Below are 18,457 nucleotides of genomic sequence, written 5' to 3' on the forward strand. Positions count from 1 at the left end.
TATCTCAAACTCATATAGCTAGCGCGATAGTCATAACAGGAACACATTTACGCATGACCAGGCTCGCTAAGATTTTTAATTGTGAAGAAGGTACTGTCGCCGCTAAATTTTTGTGTGAGCAGATGAATGCGCACCCCAATTTCACCATTTATCTCATTTTGGGGCTTCTTGGTGCGGTGTTGTACCTTTTTACGAGCAACAGAAAGCCCGGAACCAAAGACAGCCATAGAGGTGGTGAAGGTGGATATCACGGAGGCGGCTTCGATGGTGGAGGAGGCTTCGACGGCGGTAGCGGTGGCGACTGTTAAGCCTCTAGAAAATCTCATTCTGCGGCCTCCTGTGCAGCTTTCGCTTCACGACGCAGCTTACGGATCAGTTCTAATTCAGACTGAAAATCCACGTAATGCGGTAGCTTGATATGCTCTAGGAACCCGGTCGCCTGAATGTTGTCCGCGTGGTACAGCACAAATTCTTCATCCTGCGCTGGCGCGCCGACATTGTCTTCACCCAGTTCTTTCCAGCGCAACGCGCGGTCGACCAACGCCATGGAAATCGCTTTGCGTTCGGTCATGCCAAACACCAATCCATATCCGCGCGTGAACTGTGGAGGTTCTGTTTTGGAGCCTTTAAATTGGTTTACCGTTTCGCATTCGGTGAGGGTGATCTCTCCGATATCAATGGCGAAGCCCAATTCAGGGATGTCCAATTCGACAGCGACCACACCGATCCGCAATTCCGCGACAAAAGCGTGATTGCGCGCATATCCACGCTGCGTGGAATAGGCCATGCCAAGGATAAAGCCTTCGTCGCCACGCGTCAGTGACTGCAATCGCAACGCGCGGGTTGCCGGTAATTCTAGCGGTGATCGTGTTAGATCAGGCGGTGTTTCAAGCCCTTCAGGTTCGGGCTGGATCAATTCTTCGCGGTCAAGAAATGACATGATATGCGGCGTCTCCGCATCAGTTGTTGCTTCACTTTGTAGTTCGGGCACTTCGCCGTCTGCCGCCAATTTGAAATCAAGCAGACGATGGGTGTAATCGAATGTTGGACCCAATACTTGCCCACCGGGCGCGTCTTTGAAGGTTGCTGAGACACGCCGGTCGCAGGCCATCTTTTCGGTATCAACTGGCTCTGATCCGCCGAACCGAGGAAGCGTCGTGCGATAAGCCCGGATCAGAAAGATTGCCTCGATTAGATCACCACGGGCCTGTTTAATCGCCAACGCGGCAAGGTCGGGATCGTATAGTGACCCTTCGGCCATGACCCGATTGACGGCTAGGGTAAGCTGTTCTCGAATTTGCGGGACGGATAGCTCCTCGACAGATTTATCGCCGCGACGCTCTTCGGCCAGCCAAGCATGGGCATTATCAATCGCCTTTTCGCCGCCCTTTACCGCAACATACATCAGGACACCTTTGTCGCGCATGTCGGCGCAGTAACTTTGGTTGTACGTGGCAAGGCGGCAAGGTTGTTTTCGCAGGTGAACACAAAATCCAAACCTAAGGGAAACAGCGCTGCATTCTTTTGAAACGCAGAAACGTCAGGCAACGAAAGGCTCGCTTTGTGTTTGATACCCGGGCCACTTAGGGTCGCGCCCTCGGTAGATAGCGATGAAACCTCAACCACAATCGTCGCGGATCTGTCAGGGTATTCCGCTGTTCCGATCGCAAAATCGGTCAGCGTTAGGTCACCCCAAGCACCCACCGCAAAGCTTGCCGCATTCGCATCAACTAATGGTGCCCCAGTGTGAAATGTGATCCATGACCGGATCTCTGAAGTGTCGAACTGCGGGGTCAGATAGACGGGCGTATCAGGATCACAGAGCGTCAACAGAACCACGCCAGCGGCTATGGACAGGGGTGCGGGCGGCTTTGCACCTTTGACGTTATTGATAACACCGGGTTGCGCCATCGCCGTCATAATCTGACGGAACGCATGCGCAGCATCGATGGGGGCATTGGCGAACCCGCCTTCTAAAGTCGCGGCCTGCATCAGTCTTCCCCTCTGGCCATCGTGAAGAAATCGACTTTGGTCGCTACAGCCTTGGCGGCACGACTGGCCTTTACGACAAGCTGCGTTTCTTCAAGCGGGTCGATCACTTTGGCCTGCACCTCGGGCGCGTGATCAGTCTGCATCAAAGCATCAACCAAGGCGGCGATACGCGCCTTTTCCTTATCGCGGCCCTGCACATAGGCGTGGCCCACGACACCGCTATCCAGCTTGATCGAACAACGCGTGACAGTCATTTCGCCCAAATTGAACGGGGCACCAACTGCCCCTGCCCGACCGCGCACCATCACGCCGCCAATTTCGGGGGCACGCAAAAATTCAAAATCAGGCTTAACGCCAAACGAGGCCCAAATTTCCACCAAGACAGTAGCGTCGGATTTAGCCAAAATGCCCATCCATTTCTTACGTGCAGCGTTCGCAACATTCACTTCGTCCATCTAGACACCTTGTGTGTTTGTCTAAATTAATATACAACTAGACAAATCCTAAGCCGAGTCGCCCGCGGCAGGCAATCCCTGATGATGTGAAACTTTCGTGACAACATGGCGCGCACTGCAATTTGGACTTCAATCAGCACGGCACTGACCAACGATATCGCCGAAGGGCGCTATGGCCCCGGCGATAAGCTCCCTACCGAGGCTGCGCTTTCGGCGCGGTTTGGTGTGAACCGGCACACAGTGCGGCGCGCTTTGGCGGCGATGGCCGATAACGGGCTTGTCCATGCCCGGCGGGGCGCAGGGGTATTTGTTGCGCAAACGCCGACCGACTATCCCATCGGACGACGGGTGCGATTTCACCAAAACCTATCCGCCGCGGGGCGTGCCCCGGCCAAGGAAATTTTATCGCTTGAAACCCGAGCAGCAGATCAACGCGAAGCTGAATCGTTAGAAATCCCGGCAGGTGCGGCCGTTCATGTTTACGACGGGCTATCCTTAGCTGATGGTCAGCCCATCGCGATCTTTCGCAGCGTGTTTCCCGCCGAACGTTTTCCAAATATATTGAGTGATTTGGACGAAACGAAATCCGTCACTGCCGCTCTCGCACGCTATGGCGTCGCGGACTACACCCGCGCATCCACAAGATTAACCGCAAAACAGGCCAACGCGACACAGGCATTGCATCTTAGAATATCAGAGGGCGCACCGATCCTGCGTTCTGTTGGTATCAACATCGACACCGCAGGGATGCCGATTGAATTCGGACATACTTGGTTTGCAGGCGACCGCGTCACCCTGACTGTTAACAATTCATAAACCCAAATGTCACACGGGCGATACATGAGTGCGCGATAACACCTGAAACAACCCTCAGGCGAGCGGACAGATGACACCACCGATTGCATTTCTTTCCTTCAATGGCGCGCAAATCCTGCGAGACGGCCAACTGACGACAGGCAGCATCGCGGTTCGCGAAGGGTTCATACGTGAAGACACCCATGCCGTTGGGCCATCTATAAATCTGGCTGGGTATTACGTATTGCCGGGTATCATCGACCTGCACGGCGATGCCTTCGAACACCACCTTGCGCCCCGCCCATCGGCCCCCTTTCCTGTTCAACTGGGGCTGGCTGGCACCGACCGGGACGCTGCTGCAAATGGGGTCACCACCGCATGGATGGCGCAAAGCTGGTCGTGGGAAGGCGGCGGTCGTGGCCCAGAATTTGCGAAAAAGTTCCTGCAAGCACATAGTGATTACCGTCCACATCTGCTGACTGACCTGCGTGTTCAAATCCGATGCGAAACACACACCGTCGACACCCAAGACCGTTTGATTGATGCAATCGAGACATTCGGCGTGGATTACGTTGTTTTCAACAACCACCTTGATGAAGCTGTTGAGATGGCAAAAACGCAACCAGACCGGGTCGCCGCGTGGGCGGCACGAGCAGGAAGAAGCGCCGCCGAACATATCGCATTGGTCGAAGCAACACGTGATCTCAATACTCAGGTGCCCCGTTATCTGTGCAATCTGGCTGCAGCCTTTGATCGGCTGGCTGTACGCTATGGTAGCCACGATGATCCAGATGGCCGTACTCGCGAATACTATTCGATGATTGGCGCGAAAATCTGTGAATTCCCGACACACCGAAGCGCCGCGGCATTGGCAAAAACATGGGCTGATCCGGTGATCATGGGCGCGCCCAATGTCGTGCGCGGCGGATCACAGTCGGGTAATATCGCCGCTGTATCGCTGATCCGCGAAGGGCTGTGCGACGCGCTCGTTTCGGACTATCACTATCCGACCCTTGCCCAAGCAACATTTGCGTTGGCCGATGCCGGCATCATGGATTTCGCCCGCGCGTGGGGGATGATTTCTACCCGCCCCGCCCGGATCATGGGGCTGGGCGACCGTGGCGTCATCGACGAAGGTAAACGTGCCGACTTGACCATCATCAACGCCGCCACCCGCCAAATCGAAGGCACAATGGCCACCGGTCGCTGGTCGCACCTGTCTGGCGGCCTTGCCCATCGATTGACCCAAGCAGCACCGAAGCTACGGATCGCAGCCGAATAGCGAAGTAACGAAATCAATGCGTGCCGTCGCCCACGCACCCCGCTTCATCCATCTCGCCCCGGTTCGTTAGGATCGTTAGAAAACAGAGCAATCTTGTTGCCTTGCGGGTCGCGAAGGTAGCCAACATAGAAATGAGGACCGTAGGCGTCACGAAAACCGGGCTGCCCCTCGTCAAATCCGCCAGCCGCAAGCGCGGCGGCGTGAAGGTCGCGCACTTGCTTTTGATTGCACGCTTCAAACGCGACCATAGCACCGTTCCCAGCGGATGCCGGAAGCCCATTGAACGTTGGCTTAACGTAGAAATCAGGGAGTGCGACTGACTGACCCGGTTCTATAGCCAGCGCATAGCTTAAGCCTTCGGGGCCTTCCTCCAGCCCGTAATCAAGGGCGGGCAGGAACGCAGAATAAAATCGCTTCGCACGCGCGATATCATCAGCCCCGACGGTGACGTAGGCAATCATGACGTAGGTCCTTTCCGAAGGTGTGCTTATTGCGACCAGTTGACCACAGCCTATCTGCTGAACGGTAGCTACGGCAATATTGGTGCATTTGGCGACTAAGCACCATTCGTCATCAAGCGTATTTTTCGATGAAGACTTCGGCGCTCATCGCTCGGAAATCATCCAGCGCGGCACGCAAACGGTCATGCGGCCAATCCCACCATGCGAGCGCCATCATCCGTTCAGCGATATCGTCAGAGAATCGCGCACGTAGCGGCACGGCGGGGATACCTGCAACGATCATGTACGGCGGCACGTCTTTGGTCACGATCGCTCCACCCGCAACAACGCAACCATGGCCAAGTGTAACCTCTGGCCGTATCTGGGCACCATGTCCGATCCAAGTGTCATGCCCGATATCGGCACGCCGCGACCTGCGATGCGCGAACCAATCTTCGTCGTGGGACGCGTCATCAAAATAGTCAGCGGACCGATAGTGAAAATGATGCAAACTGGCCTTATCCATCGGGTGATCCGTCGCGCCAATTCGGACATAGCTTGCGATATTGGCGAACTTCCCGATCTGGGCATTGGCGATATCAGCAAAGCGGTCGCAATACGAATAATCCCCCATCTGCGAATGCGCCATTCGGCTGCCACGCCCAACCTCGGTATAACGCCCAAAGGTCGTATCCGTGATCTCGCAATCTGGATGAACGAACGGGGTGTCTGCTTTTAGTCGTGCGATCTTAATGTCCCCCCTCGTCGCCTTTAATGAGCTTGCGACGCAACCAACCCGAGAACGTATCCATCAGCATCACCATCAGAATAATCAGGACGATATAATAGGTGACTTCTTCCCAGTCTTTTTGGGTGTTGATCGCTTGAGTAAGCATAAGACCAATCCCGCCCCCCGTAATCGCACCGATGATCGTCGCTGAACGGGTGTTGGATTCCAGATAGTAAAGAATTTGGCTCAACAAGATGGGCGTGATCTGTGGAATGACGCCGAAACGGTAGCGTTGCAGTGGCTTCGCCCCAGTAGAGGTAATGCCTTCGATCTGTTTGCCGTCAACGTTTTCTAAGGCCTCCGAGAACATTTTGCCGAATGACCCGGTGTCCGTCAGCAAGATCGCCAAAGAACCCGTCAATGGACCCGGCCCAAAGGCCCGCGACAAAACAATCGTCCAGATCAAACCATCGACGCCGCGCAAAAAATCAAACACACGCCGCGCGGCGAAACGTAGACTGCCGAGTGGGCTAAAGTTTTTTGCAGCCAAAAAACCAAGCGGCAACGCGACCATCGCGGCACCAAAAGTACCCAGAAATGCCATCAGGATCGTCTCAAACAGGGCCCATGCGACATCGCCATGGCGCCACATCTTGTTCGCCCAAAACTCGGACCAAATGGCACCTGCTTCACCATGAAACGCATGACCAAGCAGCGTGCCAAACGCCATCCCATGGTACGGGCTATCGAGTGTGAAAAAGAACAGCTCCCACCCCAAGAAATAGCGAAAAACTTCAGACCGGTTACGGGTAACGGTAAGGCGGCCCGCGTCTGTTGAGATCGTCACGCGATTTTTCGACGCGTTGATCCAGTCTGGCAATTCGTTTGTCGGAAATACCGCGTTTACACCGCTACGGCCGGGCTCAGTAATAATCAGGCCATACCCCGGAATGTCATAGGTCACTTGGGTTTCGCCAAATGTGACGATGTGGTCATTACCAAGATCGACAATGGTGTCATTACCCAAGGTGACCCAAGCAGGGCTGTTACCGTCGAGATACCGCCCCTTACGTTCGCCCTCGATGGATACATCGACAGAACCATCACGGTTATCGCGGGTCACATGGGTTTTGTAGCTGTAGGCGTCTGACACCAAGGTACGCGCGTTTTGAAGATTGGCGCGTTCCGCCAACCCGCCAATATCAAACGCAACAAAGATATAGGCAAAATAGCAGAGGATCACCGCAGGCACAGCAAACGACATCATCCGCTTGCGTTGAAACTGCCCGGCAGTGCGGATTTGGAGCGGCATGACGGTCATACGTGGATCTCCCCTTTGGCAGAGCCATGCGTCAGCCGATTACGCAGATAGCTTGATGTTTGATCGACAACCACGATGGTTAGAAAAAGCAGCAAGAAAATGGCTGCGGCCTCGTCGAATTTGCCCTGCCCCCAGCTCATGGTGTTGCGCAGGTCGTATCCGATGCCACCCGCCCCCACAAAGCCAAGGATCGCTGAGGCGCGAATGTTGATCTCAAACCGAAGCAACGCGTAGCTCAAGTAGTTTGGTGCCACCTGAGGGACGACACCCAACCACATCCGCTGAACCCAACCTGCGCCGACCGATTCCAATCCTTCGATAGGTTTGAGTGATGCGTTTTCATTTACTTCGGAAAACAATTTCCCCAGTGCGCCGACCGTATGCAGCGCAATGGCGATCATGGCGGGCACTGGGCCACCGCCCAAGATGAAGATCAGCACAAGCGCGATAACAATTTCGGGCACAGCCCGCAAAACGTCCAAAACGCGGCGCAGCGGCCCAACAAGCCAAGGCCAAGGCGCGAGACCACGAGTCACGAGTAACGACATGACAAGCCCGACAATCCCACCAAGCAGCGTCGAGGCCCCGGCGATATTGACCGTCTCGATCAGTGACGGCAGGTATTTAACGAAATACCCAGGCAGAAGATGCGCGCGCTCAACGGCTTCGGATATCACATCACCCGGAAAGTCGAGAAGCATCGGCAACCCGTTCCAAAAGCCACCTGCATTCCGGTCGTTTGCGGTCGCGAAACCGCCAGCCATCAGCGCAACAAAGACAATCAACAAGATTGTATTCATGATCCGCTTGCTACGAACCTGTGCCAAATAGTTTGCTTGGATATCTGCTGTCGTCAGCTCTGCCATCAGTTTATCCTGAATATAAAATTACAGGCCCCAGTAGAAAACCGGGACCTGCAGAACTTCATAAAAAACCGATCAGTTTGATTTCGCGAGACGGGCCGCGACGATCGAAACATATGCGTCATGTGTGATTGGATCGAAGCCAAGTGTTTCACCGGCGGCAACGCCGTAAGCGCAATCTGGGTCCGCATCATAAAGACCATCAACCAGCGCAGTCATCTTGTCTTTGACGTCTTGCGGCAGCGCGCTGCGCAGAACAACCGGACCTTCCGGGATCGGCGCGGAACGCCAGATTTCAACCAGATCGTTCATGTCGACCAGACCAGCATCAACCGCTTTGCGCAATGCGCCAGAATTGAAACCGTCTTCCCATTCGCCTTGGCCGTCAGCCCAAGTCACACCACCATCAACGTCACCATTATTCACAGCAACGATTGTTTGCTCATGACCGCCAGTGAATTTGACTTCACCAAAGTAATCGCCGGATTCCATGGACGCGCCGGTCTGCTGCGGGATCTCGATGGATGGGATTAGGTAGCCAGAAGTCGAGTTTGGATCGCCAAAGCCAAACACTTTGCCCTGCATGTCCTCAAGCGATTTAATTCCGCTGTCGGCACGCGCGAAACCGATAGAATGGTAGCCGTAAGAGCCATCAAGGTTGATCTTAACCAAAATAGGCTCAACAGCTGTTTCGTCTTGAATATGGATCGCAGCATAAGACGACGCACCCAGCCAAGCCATATCAAGCGTACCGCCCAGCAGACCCTGAATAACGCCGTTATAATCCGCTGGTGCGAATAGCTTTGTTTCTACGCCCAGCTCTTCTTCGGTGTAACCACGCAGGCATTCGTATGAATTCATGCGGTCTTGTGCGTTCTCGCCACCCAAGATGCCGATGCGGAATTCGTCAATGGCGTGGCCTTCAGCAAAGGCAGCGCCCGTCAGCGATGTTGTCGCAAGCGCGGCAGCAATCAGTTTTTTCATTGGTCTTCTCTCTTACAAAACGCCCCAAGCAGACGGGGCTTTGGGGTTAAATCTTGCGCTCAGACGCTTTCGGCGATGTCCGCCAGTCTCGCGACTTCTTCGCTAAGGGTTTCAATTTCGGTGGATGTGGCCGCTTCCGAGAATGTCTCGTCCGCGCCGTAAATGTCGCGGGCCACGCCAGTGGTCAGTTGTTCAGGCGTGCCATCAAATACGATCCGCCCAGCACGCATTCCGATCACCCGGTCGCAATAACGGCGCGCGGTATCAAGCGTGTGTAGGTTCGCAATTACCATGCGGCCGTCTTGTTCGTGGATATCACGCAAGGACTGCATCACGACTTGCGCGTTCATCGGATCAAGAGACGCGATAGGTTCATCTGCCAGAATAATCTTGGGGTCCTGCATTAACGCACGCGCAATCGCGACGCGCTGCTGTTGACCGCCGGAAAGAGCCTCCGCGCGTTTGGGGGCATGTTCAGCGATCCCAAGACGGTCAAGAATTTCAATCGCGCGGTGAATGTCTTCGGTCGGATAGAGGTTAAACATCGTTGCAAAGGTCGAACGACGGTTCAACGTGCCGTGCAACACGTTGGACACAACATCCATCCGTGGCACCAAATTGAACTGTTGAAAGATCATCGCGCATTGGGATTGCCAGTTGCGCTTGGCCGCACCACGCAGCTGCGTGACATCTTGACCTTCAAACATGATCGCGCCAGAGGTCGCATCGGTAAGACGGTTCAGCATCCGCAGCAAGGTCGACTTACCCGCCCCCGACCGCCCAATAATCCCGATCATCACAGGTTTATCGACAACAATACTCGCCGCATCTACGGCTTTATTCGGGCCAAAGGCCTTAGTCAGGTCATCAATACGCAGCATCAAGGCTCTCCAAAGTCTTGTGCTGTGTGACCCCCTCGCTTTGCAGATTTGTTAAGGAATGGTGAAGGTTTTGTGACGGGGGATGACGTATATTGCAAAGCAATTAATCATCGCGCGTGCTTGCAGTCTTGCCGCCAGATAGCAGCTGTGCGGGACTTTGCTGCCGTTGACTTGTGATCGCAAAACGCTAAGCGTTAGATTGAAAAACCTATGGGTGCTACAGTGACCGCAGATCAGCTAACTACAATTGTTGCCGGAGATCAGGTATCGATCCATGACCTAAACGGCAAGGTCGTATTTTCTACGATATCAGATAGTTATACGGCAAGTTTTCCAAAGTCTAACTGGGGTTTGCCCAACTATGATGGCATCATGATCGAACAAGACAACGGAGCACTTGTATTTCATGGTACAAAATTCTTATTCGAAAATTTAGGCTTGGTTCATCTGGTCTGAAGAGACACTTCGGGCTCATAGCTGACATTCACATACAAAAGAGCCCCGCGAATGCGAGGCCCCTTGTGTCTTATTTATCGCCGGATAGACCGCCTGCGATGTCAGGTGAGCCGTCCAAATCTTTGGGCAGCACCAAGTTCAGCACAATCGCGATGAAGGCTGATGGCAGCAGGCCGGATGTCATCAAGATGCGCATTGTGTCTGGCAGGTACTGGACTGCATTTGGCTCTAGCTGAAGGCCCAAGCCAATCGACAGGGCGATCGCAAAGATCACCATGTTGCGGCGGTTCCAATCGACTTCGGAAAGCATGGATACGCCAGCGGCCACGACCATACCGAACATGACGATTACGCCGCCGCCCAGAACCTCGATGGGGATCGTGTTGATGATCGCGCCCACCTTGGGAACCAACCCGCAGATGATCAGGAAGATTGCGCCAACGGTCACGACATGGCGGCTCATCACGCCGGTCATCGCGATCAGGCCAACGTTTTGACTAAAGGATGTGTTGGGGAAGCCGCCAAATATGCCAGCAATCGCAGTGCCGAAACCGTCAGCAAAGGTCGCGCCTTGGATTTCTTTGTCGGTTGCTTCGCGCCCCGCGCCGCCTTTGGTGATCCCGCTGACGTCGCCGACGGTTTCGATTGCCGACACAAACGCCATCATGCAAAAGCCGATGACCGCTGCCGCGCTAAATTCAAAGCCATATTTGAACGGCATTGGCGCTGCGAAAGTAGCTGCATTGCTGACTTTGGCCGCGATGCCGAAATCACCGCCAAAGCTGATCATCCCGAAAATCAGCGCATAGATATAGCCGGCAATCAACCCGATGATCACAGCAGAAATCGACAACATGCCCTTGGCAAAGAACTTTAGTGCGAGGGTCACGATGATGACCGTACCAGCGGCACCCCAGTTTAACAGGCTGCCGTATTCTGGGCTATTCACCGCAGGAACACCGCCCGCAGCATATTGGATGCCAACCTTGACCAGCGCCAAACCGATCATGACGACGACCAGTCCGGTCACCAAGGGCGGTAGGGCAAATCGGATCTTACCGATCACGGTGCCTAGCAACGCGTGGAACAGGCCACCGATCAAAACGCCGGTAAACAGGGCGGGCATTGCCTCTACCCCTTTGCCAGCGACCAGAGGGATCATGATCGGGATAAACGCGAATGACGTGCCTTGCACGATAGGCAGGCGTGCGCCAACAGGACCCATGCCGATTGTTTGGAACAGTGTCGCGATGCCCGCAAACAGCATCGACATCTGGATAAGATAGGTCATATCCGGGAACCCTAGCGCCCCCGCATCGGACCCAAAGCCAAAGCCAGCTGCCCCTGAAATGATGATGGCAGGTGTCACGTTCGATACGAACATCGCCAATACGTGCTGAATGCCAAGTGGGACCGCCTTTGCGATGCCCGGAAAATAGTCTGGGTCGCGCAGCTGTTCTGGCGTCCCGATTGAATTATCTGTCATTATTTTCGTCCCTGATGGTTTGCCGATCTTAGCGCCGGTCAAATTTAGAAATTGATGAAATAGGGTGTGTCGTAGTGATGCTCCTCTAGGTTTGGGGTGTCACCGATACGGTCAATCACGGCAAATAGGCCCGGCGCTGCCAATGGGGTCAGAACGCCGTGCCACGTACCGCGGTGGAAATTGATCCCCTCTCCGGGGTTTGTGATGAATGCATGGGGTTGCAGATCAGCGTCTGCGACGACGACCAAAAACGGGTCCATGCTCATCGGGATAAACGCCTGCGATCCGTCTGGATGGCGCTCAACAAGATCGAGCTGGTAGGGCAGTTGACGCAGTTTCGACCGGAACAGGCTAATCCCCACCCGTGCATCGCCAACATCAACCTTTGCGCGGTCGTGGAACCGCCCACATAGGCCAGCGTTGATGACTTTATCAGGATCGCCATCGCAATTCAGCACATCCCCATATGGCGCGAACGCCGTTGCCGTCAGAGGGGATATGCTGATGTTTCGGGTCATCTTGGCAACATTTCCTTAAGCCGATGCAATGCGATGCGTTCGACCTGATGGCAGGCTTCTTTGAATTCTGTTGCCCGGTCGTTGTTTAAACGTGACTGCATGGCGGCCTTGATTGACGCTTTGTCATGGTCGCGTACGGCAATGATAAAGGGAAAACCGAATTTGTCGGTATAGGCCATGTTGCCTGCTTCAAATTCCGTGCGCTCGCTGTCGGTCAACGCGTCCAAACCTGCGCTGGCTTGCTCTGCTGTGCTTTCCGCTGTCAGGCGTTTCGCTGCCGCCAGTTTCCCTGCCAAGTCCGGGTGCGCTGTCAGCACGCCCAGTCTTTCCTCTTCGCTTGCGGATCGGAACATCCGGGCAAACGCATTTTGCAAACCCACTGCGGTGTCATGCGAAGGCCCAAGCTCTAGATCAAAGGCGCGCTCGGCAATCCAAGGCGAATGCTCAAAGACACCACCATAGGCCTGCACAAACTGATCACGGCCCATTTGCGATGGGCGGACAAAGCGCTGGTGCGGGTGCTCGGTCGCCCAATGATCGGCGATCTGTTCACGGGTCGCGAACCAAACATCATCGTGGCTTTGCGCATATTCGATAAACTGACGCAAAGCCTCGACACGGCCGGGGCGGCCAATCAGGCGACAGTGCAGGCCAATAGACAACATCCGCCCGCCCTCGCGGTATAGCGCGTCAAAGCTAGCCTTGAGATATTCAAAGAACTGCGTGCCTGAATTGAAGCCCTGCGGCGTCGCGAAACGCATGTCGTTGGCGTCCAATGTGTAAGGCACAATCAGCTGATCGGTTTTACCGAACTCTGACCAATACGGCACGTCATCAGCATAGGTATCCGCCACATAGGCAAACTGGCCAGTCTCCGCAGCTAGTCGCACAGTGTTGTCAGAACAACGGCCCGTGTACCATCCGCGCGGCGGTTCACCCACGACCTCGGTGTGCAGGCGGATCGCCTCGGCCATATCGGCGCGTTCGACATCTTCAGGGGCGTCTTTGTATTCGATCCACTTCAAACCGTGGCTCGCGATTTCCCATTCCGCATCTTTCATCGCAGCGACCTGTTCAGGGCTGCGCGCCAGTGCAGTGGCAACCCCGTAAACGGTGATCGGCAGATCAGCCATCAGCCGATGCAACCGCCAGAAGCCGGCACGACTGCCGTATTCATAGATGCTTTCCATATTCCAATGGCGTTGACCCGGCCATTGCGCGGCACCCACGATCTCAGACAAGAACGCCTCTGACGCGGCATCGCCGTGCAGCACGTTGTTTTCGCCGCCTTCTTCGTAGTTCAAAACAATTTGCACAGCGATCCGCGCCCCGTTCGGCCAATTCGCCGCCGGAGGGTTCGCCCCATAGCCGATCATGTCACGCGGATATCTTTGCACCGGTGCCTCCTATTTCATTGCCATGTTAATCAGAAATAATCCCGATTGTTTTCAAAATATTTACGAAAGTCTTTCGGCAGTTCGAATAGCATCACCGATCCGATCAATCATGAATTCCATAAACAGACGGGTCTTCGGGTCTTGGTGCCGACGATGGGTATAAAGGCACGACATCTGGACGGGCATCGGCGGCGTGTCCGCAGCCACAACCACAAGCGCACCATTTGCAAGATGCTCTGCCACCTCAAACCGGGGCTTCATCGCAACTCCCTGCCCTGCAAGCGCCCAGTCCGTAAGAACATCACCATCGTCGCTTTCCAAGCGACCGCTGACGCGAAAACGTTGTGGGCCGTCTTCGGTCATCAACTGCCACTGGAATTCAAGCGCACCGGGAAAGCGTAGGTTCAGACATTCATGTTTGTCACTCACAAGCGCAGCACCATCCGCAGGATGCCCCCGCGCGGCGATATATTCAGGCGACGCGACAAGCACCCGCGCCACATCCGATATCTTGCGTTGGCGCAGGTTGCTGTCTGCGGGCTGGCCCAGATGAAACGCCAAATCCAACCCTTCAGTGGTCATATCGACCGTCCGGTCAGTCATACGCAGCCGCACGTCAATCAACGGGTATTGCTCTGTAAATTCGGGAACATGCGGCGCAATCAATCGGCGCCCGACACCCAAAGGTGCTGCAACATGCAGCTGCCCTTTGGGGTTTTCGGTCAGATCAGAAACCTGCGCCTCGGCATAATCGACGGCGTCCAAGACACTGCAAGCGCCCCCATAAAACGCCTTGCCCTGCGCCGTCGGCGTCAGGCTACGGGTCGTGCGCTGGAACAGGCGCACAGACAAGTGATCCTCTAGCTGCGAAATCCGGGCAGACGTTACAGCTGGCGAAATCCTCAGATCGCGCCCCGCCGCTGACATCGACCCCAGTTCGTAGACACGGACAAAAGTCCGGATATTCTCAAAGTAAGACATTATTCTGCAATTTTTGATAGAGCTTGGCAGTATCAGGGAATACAAGAAAACCAAGCCGTTGACTAGACTAGTCGCAAAAAGGGGACACGCATGTACGATCTGGCAATTCTATGGGACTGGCTCGCCTTTGCCGTGCGCTGGTTGCACGTGATCACAGCAGTTGCTTGGATTGGGTCCAGCTTTTATTTCATCGCACTGGATCTGTCGCTGAACCGCGATATCGACGGCCCCGCCGATGGCGAAGAATGGCAGGTCCACGGCGGCGGCTTCTACCACATCCAAAAATATCTGGTCGCACCAAAGGCGATGCCAGAACACCTGACCTGGTTCAAATGGGAAAGCTATTCAACTTGGCTGTCTGGTTTCGCCATGCTCGCGGTCGTGTACTGGGCCGGGGCTGAGCTATTCCTGATCGACCCATCCAAGGCTGATTTGGCGATTTGGCAGGCCATCTTTATCTCCGCCGCGTCGCTTGCCGTCGGCTGGCTGATCTATGACTACCTTTGCAAATCCCCGCTTGGAAACACGCCCACCGTATTGATGGTGCTGCTGTTTGTGCTGCTGGTCGCCATGTCGTGGGGCTATAACCAAGTCTTTACCGGCCGCGCTGCATTGCTCCACTTGGGCGCGTTCACCGCTACGATTATGACGGCCAATGTGTTCTTTATCATCATGCCGAACCAGCGGATCGTCGTTGCAGACCTAAAGGCCGGGCGCACGCCGGACCCGAAATACGGCAAAATCGCAAAGCTGCGGTCGACACATAATAATTACCTTACCCTGCCCGTGATATTCCTGATGTTGTCGAACCACTATCCTCTGGCGTTCGGTACGCAATACGCATGGATTATCGCGGCGTTGGTATTCCTGATGGGTGTTACGATCCGTCACTATTTCAATTCAATGCACGCTCGCAAAGGCAAACCAAGCTGGACGTGGGCCGTCACCGTCATCCTGTTCCTCATCATCGCATGGCTATCCACACAGCGCGGATATGACAGCTATGAAGAGGCTGAGGCGCGTGAATTAACCGCATACGAGCAACGCTTTGCGAGTGCCGAAGGATACGACGAAGTCCACGATATCGTCATTGGCCGCTGTTCAATGTGCCACGCGCGCGAACCGGTCTGGGGCAATATGCAGCAAGGACCCAAAGGGGTGTTCCTAGAAACCACAGGGGACATCACAAAACACGCACGCCAAATCTATTTGCAGGCCGGGGTTAGCCAAGCAATGCCGCCTGCAAACGTTACGCATATCGAAAACGAAGACCGCGCTAAACTGATCGCTTGGTACCGCGCAGGGTCGTAGGGTGGGTTTTAACCCACCGCGCCCTAAAACCTGATTTCGAACGCAGCACCCGGTCCGTCCAACAAGCTGATCTGCGCTCCCTGCGCCTGAAGCATTCGTGCCACAATAGGCAGCCCCATACCTGTCCCACCGGCGTCACGACGCGTTGTAAAAAACGGATCAAAAATGCGATCCCGATTACCTTCGGAAATGCCTGTCCCGTTGTCAGCGATCACGACCCGATCATCATGATGCGTGATTTGGATTTCTGTTGCGCCATGCGCCTTGGCGTTTCCAACAAGATGGGTCAAAACCAGTTTTAGTACCTCTTGTGAGAACGGCACTTCGCCATCCTTTATAACACGCACGCCATCAAAGTCAGCGACCTCAGAAAGAACGCAACTCCCTCGCGGCAACGGGTCTTGCGCACGGGCGAGCGCACGTTGACCATCCAATAGCGCCTCCATCCGCGCCACTGCGTCAGTGATGTTTTGCAGCATTTTGGTGCGGTCGGCGACTGACAGATTTGGATCATCCAGCAGCTCTGCCGCCCCGCGCACGACAGTCAAAGGTGATTTAAATTCATGGGTCACGTGATCTGCATAAGACCGCAGAACGGCCTCACGGCCCTGTAGGGTCTCGGTCATCGCGAACACCGCGCTTCCTAGCTTGGAAAACTCAGGCGTACCGAAATGGGTCGGTACTTCAGCATCACCTTCGGCCTGCGCGTAATCCGTAATGGCGCGTACAGGGCGCAACACAAGTCGCCACAAAAAGAACCCGAGCACACCCGTCGCAACGAACGCCATCCAGGCAATCATCCAAGTCGTCTCGGCCCAGCCAAGAACGCCACCAGCGACACGGAAATAACCGATACCAATAAGCGGCAAAAAGAACACTGCAGCGAGTGTCCCACCCAGCACAAAAGCCAAAGGCGGTCGCCATTTGGCAATTACGCGCCGCGGCATGCGCCCATCCGGATGCCAACACCATGTACAGTCTCAATCGCGTCGGCGCAGCCCGCCTCGGCCAGCTTGGCCCGCAAATTGCGTAGATGACTATCCATCGTACGATCACTGACATGTACGTTGGTGCCATAGATTTGGTCGACCAATTGTGGGCGGGACAACACATTGTCGGGGCGTCGCATTAAATGCAGCGCTAGTTCCATTTCGCGGGCAGTCAACGTCACCGGCGCATCATTCACGTGGCAAAGGTGTCGCTCTGGATCGATACTCAGCAAGCCCCGGCGCAAGACGGCCTGCGTTGTTTCAACTGGTCCGCTGCGTTTCAGAATCGCACGGACACGCGCCACCAACTCTCGCGGTGAAAACGGTTTGGACACATAATCATCTGCGCCCAGTTCAAGGCCGACAATCCGGTCAACTTCATCCGCTTGCGCGGTCAAAAACAGCACGGGCACCTGCGAAGTCTTGCGCAATTCACGGCACACCGAAAGCCCGTCCATCTCGGGCATGCCGATATCGAGAACGATCAAGTCAGGTGACAGGCTTTGTGCAGCTTCTAGCGCTGCGCGACCATCGGCCGCCTCAGTCACACCGAAACCTGCCTGCCCCAGCGCAATGCGCAATACGTCACGAATTTGCGCATCATCATCTGCGATCAATATCATTGCCCCACCTCCATCAATGCCAAACTACGGTGTCAGCATTCGTTTAGGTAGCGCAATTTGCGGCATTCGGTCGGATGAGCGAAGTTTATTCATCATCCAGCCACCACGCATCCCGTGCCAGTCTTTTTGGAATACCACGTACAACCATTTTCTTGCCTCTTTGTTACTGCTCTCAGGCAGATCTAAAAAAGCATGGTGCACACTATCCCTGTGAATTGTGCAGATTTTGCGTAGATCTACGATTAGCCAGAACAAGCCGACCGAATAGCCCTCATATTGTCGCCATATGGGGTCGGATCAGTGACGCTCCCGCCACGGAACACAGCGGAGCCTGCGACCAATACGTCTGCACCTGCCTCGACAACCAAAGGCGCTGTTGTCGGATCGACGCCACCATCAATTTCAATATGGATCGGGCGTTCACCAATCATCTGGCGCAGCTGGCGTACCTTTTCGACTTGGCTATGGATGAACTTTTGACCACCAAATCCGGGGTTCACTGTCATCACACAGACGAGATCAACCATGTCCAACAGATATTCGACCGCGCTTGCTGGCGTGCCGGGGTTAAGGGCAACGCCTGCCTTGGCACCTGCTGCACGGATCGCCTGCAATGTGCGGTGAATATGTGGGCCAGCCTCGACATGGGCGGTGATCACATCAGCGCCCGCATTTGCAAAGGCTTCGATATATGGATCGACTGGCGCAATCATCAAATGCACGTCCATGACGCCTTTGATATGCGGGCGGATCGCAGCACAAGTCGCCGGACCGAAAGTGATGTTTGGCACGAAATGCCCATCCATGACGTCAACATGCACCCAATCAGCACCCTGCGCCTCAATCGCCTCGCACTCTTTGCCGAAGTTGGCGAAATCAGCCGATAGGATCGACGGAGCGATCTTCAAAGAACGATCAAAGGACATGGGCGCACCTCATATTTGGATTTGCCA

Annotated in this window: 21 protein-coding genes; 4 read left to right on the forward strand and 17 right to left on the reverse strand. The window is 54.9% G+C overall.

Features of this window, described 5'->3' with window-relative positions:
- Positions 1-47: 47 nt before the first annotated feature.
- Genes ACHUEV_RS11285 through phnG form a run of 4 tightly spaced genes read right to left on the reverse strand, consistent with a single transcriptional unit; the run spans position 48 to position 2,447 of the window.
- The gene (locus ACHUEV_RS11285; RefSeq protein ID WP_394179883.1) at positions 48-326 is read right to left on the reverse strand and encodes a hypothetical protein; all 279 of its coding nucleotides are present in this window, start codon (positions 324-326) and stop codon (positions 48-50) included.
- A complete protein-coding gene (locus ACHUEV_RS11290; protein ID WP_394180187.1) occupies positions 323-1,405 on the reverse strand; it encodes a carbon-phosphorus lyase complex subunit in 1,083 nt (360 codons plus the stop codon). The genes ACHUEV_RS11285 and ACHUEV_RS11290 overlap by 4 nt, the downstream gene beginning before the upstream one ends.
- On the reverse strand, positions 1,405-1,992 hold the full coding sequence (gene phnH, locus ACHUEV_RS11295; protein WP_394179885.1) for a phosphonate C-P lyase system protein PhnH: 588 nt from the start codon (positions 1,990-1,992) through the stop codon (positions 1,405-1,407). The genes ACHUEV_RS11290 and phnH overlap by 1 nt, the downstream gene beginning before the upstream one ends.
- Positions 1,992-2,447: a phosphonate C-P lyase system protein PhnG gene (phnG, locus tag ACHUEV_RS11300; protein WP_394179887.1), complete on the reverse strand. Its 456-nt coding sequence runs from the start codon at positions 2,445-2,447 to the stop codon at positions 1,992-1,994. The genes phnH and phnG overlap by 1 nt, the downstream gene beginning before the upstream one ends.
- 105 nt (positions 2,448-2,552) lie before the next feature.
- Between phnG and phnF the strand changes: the two genes are divergently transcribed.
- Positions 2,553-3,263 (forward strand): phosphonate metabolism transcriptional regulator PhnF, encoded by a 711-nt coding sequence (gene phnF / locus ACHUEV_RS11305; RefSeq protein ID WP_394179888.1) that lies wholly within the window; start codon positions 2,553-2,555, stop codon positions 3,261-3,263.
- A 70-nt stretch (positions 3,264-3,333) separates the two neighbouring features.
- Positions 3,334-4,524, forward strand: a complete 1,191-nt coding sequence (locus ACHUEV_RS11310; RefSeq protein WP_394179890.1) for an alpha-D-ribose 1-methylphosphonate 5-triphosphate diphosphatase — start codon at positions 3,334-3,336, stop codon at positions 4,522-4,524.
- 44 nt (positions 4,525-4,568) lie between these two features.
- On the opposite strand, the gene ACHUEV_RS11315 is transcribed toward ACHUEV_RS11310, so the two are convergent.
- The 6 genes from ACHUEV_RS11315 to phnC form a co-directional block, all read right to left on the reverse strand.
- Positions 4,569-4,985: a VOC family protein gene (locus ACHUEV_RS11315; protein WP_394179892.1), complete on the reverse strand. Its 417-nt coding sequence runs from the start codon at positions 4,983-4,985 to the stop codon at positions 4,569-4,571.
- Positions 4,986-5,097: 112 nt separating this feature from the next.
- The gene (locus ACHUEV_RS11320; protein ID WP_394180189.1) at positions 5,098-5,712 is read right to left on the reverse strand and encodes an LbetaH domain-containing protein; all 615 of its coding nucleotides are present in this window, start codon (positions 5,710-5,712) and stop codon (positions 5,098-5,100) included.
- Between the two features lies 1 nt (position 5,713).
- On the reverse strand, positions 5,714-7,015 hold the full coding sequence (gene phnE, locus ACHUEV_RS11325; protein WP_394179894.1) for a phosphonate ABC transporter, permease protein PhnE: 1,302 nt from the start codon (positions 7,013-7,015) through the stop codon (positions 5,714-5,716).
- Complete coding sequence (gene phnE / locus ACHUEV_RS11330; RefSeq protein WP_394179896.1) at positions 7,012-7,881, reverse strand: phosphonate ABC transporter, permease protein PhnE; 870 nt, start codon at positions 7,879-7,881, stop codon at positions 7,012-7,014. Before phnE (ACHUEV_RS11330) ends, phnE (ACHUEV_RS11325) begins: the two co-directional genes overlap by 4 nt.
- Positions 7,882-7,953: 72 nt before the next feature.
- On the reverse strand, positions 7,954-8,862 hold the full coding sequence (phnD, locus tag ACHUEV_RS11335) for a phosphonate ABC transporter substrate-binding protein (protein WP_394179898.1): 909 nt from the start codon (positions 8,860-8,862) through the stop codon (positions 7,954-7,956).
- Between the two features lie 59 nt (positions 8,863-8,921).
- Positions 8,922-9,743 (reverse strand): phosphonate ABC transporter ATP-binding protein, encoded by an 822-nt coding sequence (gene phnC, locus ACHUEV_RS11340; protein WP_394179900.1) that lies wholly within the window; start codon positions 9,741-9,743, stop codon positions 8,922-8,924.
- Positions 9,744-9,953: 210 nt separating this feature from the next.
- On the opposite strand from phnC, the gene ACHUEV_RS11345 reads away from it, so the two are divergent.
- Positions 9,954-10,199, forward strand: coding sequence for a hypothetical protein (locus tag ACHUEV_RS11345; protein ID WP_394179902.1), 246 nt, complete (start codon positions 9,954-9,956; stop codon positions 10,197-10,199).
- Between the two features lie 70 nt (positions 10,200-10,269).
- Here ACHUEV_RS11345 and ACHUEV_RS11350 read toward each other — a convergent pair whose 3' ends face one another.
- The 4 genes from ACHUEV_RS11350 to ACHUEV_RS11365 are packed head-to-tail and all read right to left on the reverse strand — an operon-like array spanning position 10,270 to position 14,581.
- On the reverse strand, positions 10,270-11,685 hold the full coding sequence (locus tag ACHUEV_RS11350; protein WP_394179904.1) for a uracil-xanthine permease family protein: 1,416 nt from the start codon (positions 11,683-11,685) through the stop codon (positions 10,270-10,272).
- Between the two features lie 44 nt (positions 11,686-11,729).
- A complete protein-coding gene (locus ACHUEV_RS11355; protein WP_394179906.1) occupies positions 11,730-12,203 on the reverse strand; it encodes an ureidoglycolate lyase in 474 nt (157 codons plus the stop codon).
- A complete protein-coding gene (gene puuE / locus ACHUEV_RS11360; protein ID WP_394179908.1) occupies positions 12,200-13,600 on the reverse strand; it encodes an allantoinase PuuE in 1,401 nt (466 codons plus the stop codon). The genes ACHUEV_RS11355 and puuE overlap by 4 nt, the downstream gene beginning before the upstream one ends.
- A 60-nt stretch (positions 13,601-13,660) precedes the next feature.
- Complete coding sequence (locus ACHUEV_RS11365) at positions 13,661-14,581, reverse strand: LysR family transcriptional regulator (protein ID WP_394179910.1); 921 nt, start codon at positions 14,579-14,581, stop codon at positions 13,661-13,663.
- A 90-nt stretch (positions 14,582-14,671) separates the two neighbouring features.
- Between ACHUEV_RS11365 and ACHUEV_RS11370 the strand changes: the two genes are divergently transcribed.
- Entirely contained in the window at positions 14,672-15,892 is a 1,221-nt protein-coding gene (locus tag ACHUEV_RS11370) for a urate hydroxylase PuuD (protein ID WP_394179912.1), read from the forward strand.
- A gap of 23 nt (positions 15,893-15,915) precedes the next feature.
- Here the strand turns inward: ACHUEV_RS11370 and ACHUEV_RS11375 are convergent, their stop codons facing one another.
- The 3 genes from ACHUEV_RS11375 to rpe all read right to left on the reverse strand — a co-directional run bounded on the left by ACHUEV_RS11375 (position 15,916) and on the right by rpe (position 18,430).
- On the reverse strand, positions 15,916-16,839 hold the full coding sequence (locus ACHUEV_RS11375) for an ATP-binding protein (protein WP_394179914.1): 924 nt from the start codon (positions 16,837-16,839) through the stop codon (positions 15,916-15,918).
- Positions 16,824-17,504 carry a response regulator transcription factor gene (locus ACHUEV_RS11380; RefSeq protein ID WP_394179916.1) on the reverse strand — a complete coding sequence of 227 codons (681 nt, stop codon included), beginning with the start codon at positions 17,502-17,504 and terminating at the stop codon, positions 16,824-16,826. Before ACHUEV_RS11380 ends, ACHUEV_RS11375 begins: the two co-directional genes overlap by 16 nt.
- Before the next feature lie 242 nt (positions 17,505-17,746).
- The gene (rpe, locus tag ACHUEV_RS11385; RefSeq protein ID WP_394179918.1) at positions 17,747-18,430 is read right to left on the reverse strand and encodes a ribulose-phosphate 3-epimerase; all 684 of its coding nucleotides are present in this window, start codon (positions 18,428-18,430) and stop codon (positions 17,747-17,749) included.
- Between the last annotated feature and the right edge of the window lie 27 nt (positions 18,431-18,457).

The sequence above is a fragment of the Yoonia maritima genome (assembly GCF_043641945.1).
Taxonomy (GTDB): domain Bacteria; phylum Pseudomonadota; class Alphaproteobacteria; order Rhodobacterales; family Rhodobacteraceae; genus Yoonia; species Yoonia maritima_B.

Coding starts and splice junctions, on each gene's coding strand:
- ACHUEV_RS11285 (WP_394179883.1), bottom strand. CDS start 326: ATGAGATTTTCTAGAGGCTTAACAGTCGCCACCGCTACCGCCGTCGAA.
- ACHUEV_RS11290 (WP_394180187.1), bottom strand. CDS start 1,405: ATGTATGTTGCGGTAAAGGGCGGCGAAAAGGCGATTGATAATGCCCAT.
- phnH (WP_394179885.1), bottom strand. CDS start 1,992: ATGCAGGCCGCGACTTTAGAAGGCGGGTTCGCCAATGCCCCCATCGAT.
- phnG (WP_394179887.1), bottom strand. CDS start 2,447: ATGGACGAAGTGAATGTTGCGAACGCTGCACGTAAGAAATGGATGGGC.
- phnF (WP_394179888.1), top strand. CDS start 2,553: ATGGCGCGCACTGCAATTTGGACTTCAATCAGCACGGCACTGACCAAC.
- ACHUEV_RS11310 (WP_394179890.1), top strand. CDS start 3,334: ATGACACCACCGATTGCATTTCTTTCCTTCAATGGCGCGCAAATCCTG.
- ACHUEV_RS11315 (WP_394179892.1), bottom strand. CDS start 4,985: ATGATTGCCTACGTCACCGTCGGGGCTGATGATATCGCGCGTGCGAAG.
- phnE (WP_394179894.1), bottom strand. CDS start 7,015: ATGACCGTCATGCCGCTCCAAATCCGCACTGCCGGGCAGTTTCAACGC.
- phnE (WP_394179896.1), bottom strand. CDS start 7,881: ATGGCAGAGCTGACGACAGCAGATATCCAAGCAAACTATTTGGCACAG.
- phnD (WP_394179898.1), bottom strand. CDS start 8,862: ATGAAAAAACTGATTGCTGCCGCGCTTGCGACAACATCGCTGACGGGC.
- phnC (WP_394179900.1), bottom strand. CDS start 9,743: ATGCTGCGTATTGATGACCTGACTAAGGCCTTTGGCCCGAATAAAGCC.
- ACHUEV_RS11345 (WP_394179902.1), top strand. CDS start 9,954: ATGGGTGCTACAGTGACCGCAGATCAGCTAACTACAATTGTTGCCGGA.
- ACHUEV_RS11350 (WP_394179904.1), bottom strand. CDS start 11,685: ATGACAGATAATTCAATCGGGACGCCAGAACAGCTGCGCGACCCAGAC.
- ACHUEV_RS11355 (WP_394179906.1), bottom strand. CDS start 12,203: ATGACCCGAAACATCAGCATATCCCCTCTGACGGCAACGGCGTTCGCG.
- ACHUEV_RS11365 (WP_394179910.1), bottom strand. CDS start 14,581: ATGTCTTACTTTGAGAATATCCGGACTTTTGTCCGTGTCTACGAACTG.
- ACHUEV_RS11370 (WP_394179912.1), top strand. CDS start 14,672: ATGTACGATCTGGCAATTCTATGGGACTGGCTCGCCTTTGCCGTGCGC.
- ACHUEV_RS11375 (WP_394179914.1), bottom strand. CDS start 16,839: ATGCCGCGGCGCGTAATTGCCAAATGGCGACCGCCTTTGGCTTTTGTG.
- ACHUEV_RS11380 (WP_394179916.1), bottom strand. CDS start 17,504: ATGATATTGATCGCAGATGATGATGCGCAAATTCGTGACGTATTGCGC.
- rpe (WP_394179918.1), bottom strand. CDS start 18,430: ATGTCCTTTGATCGTTCTTTGAAGATCGCTCCGTCGATCCTATCGGCT.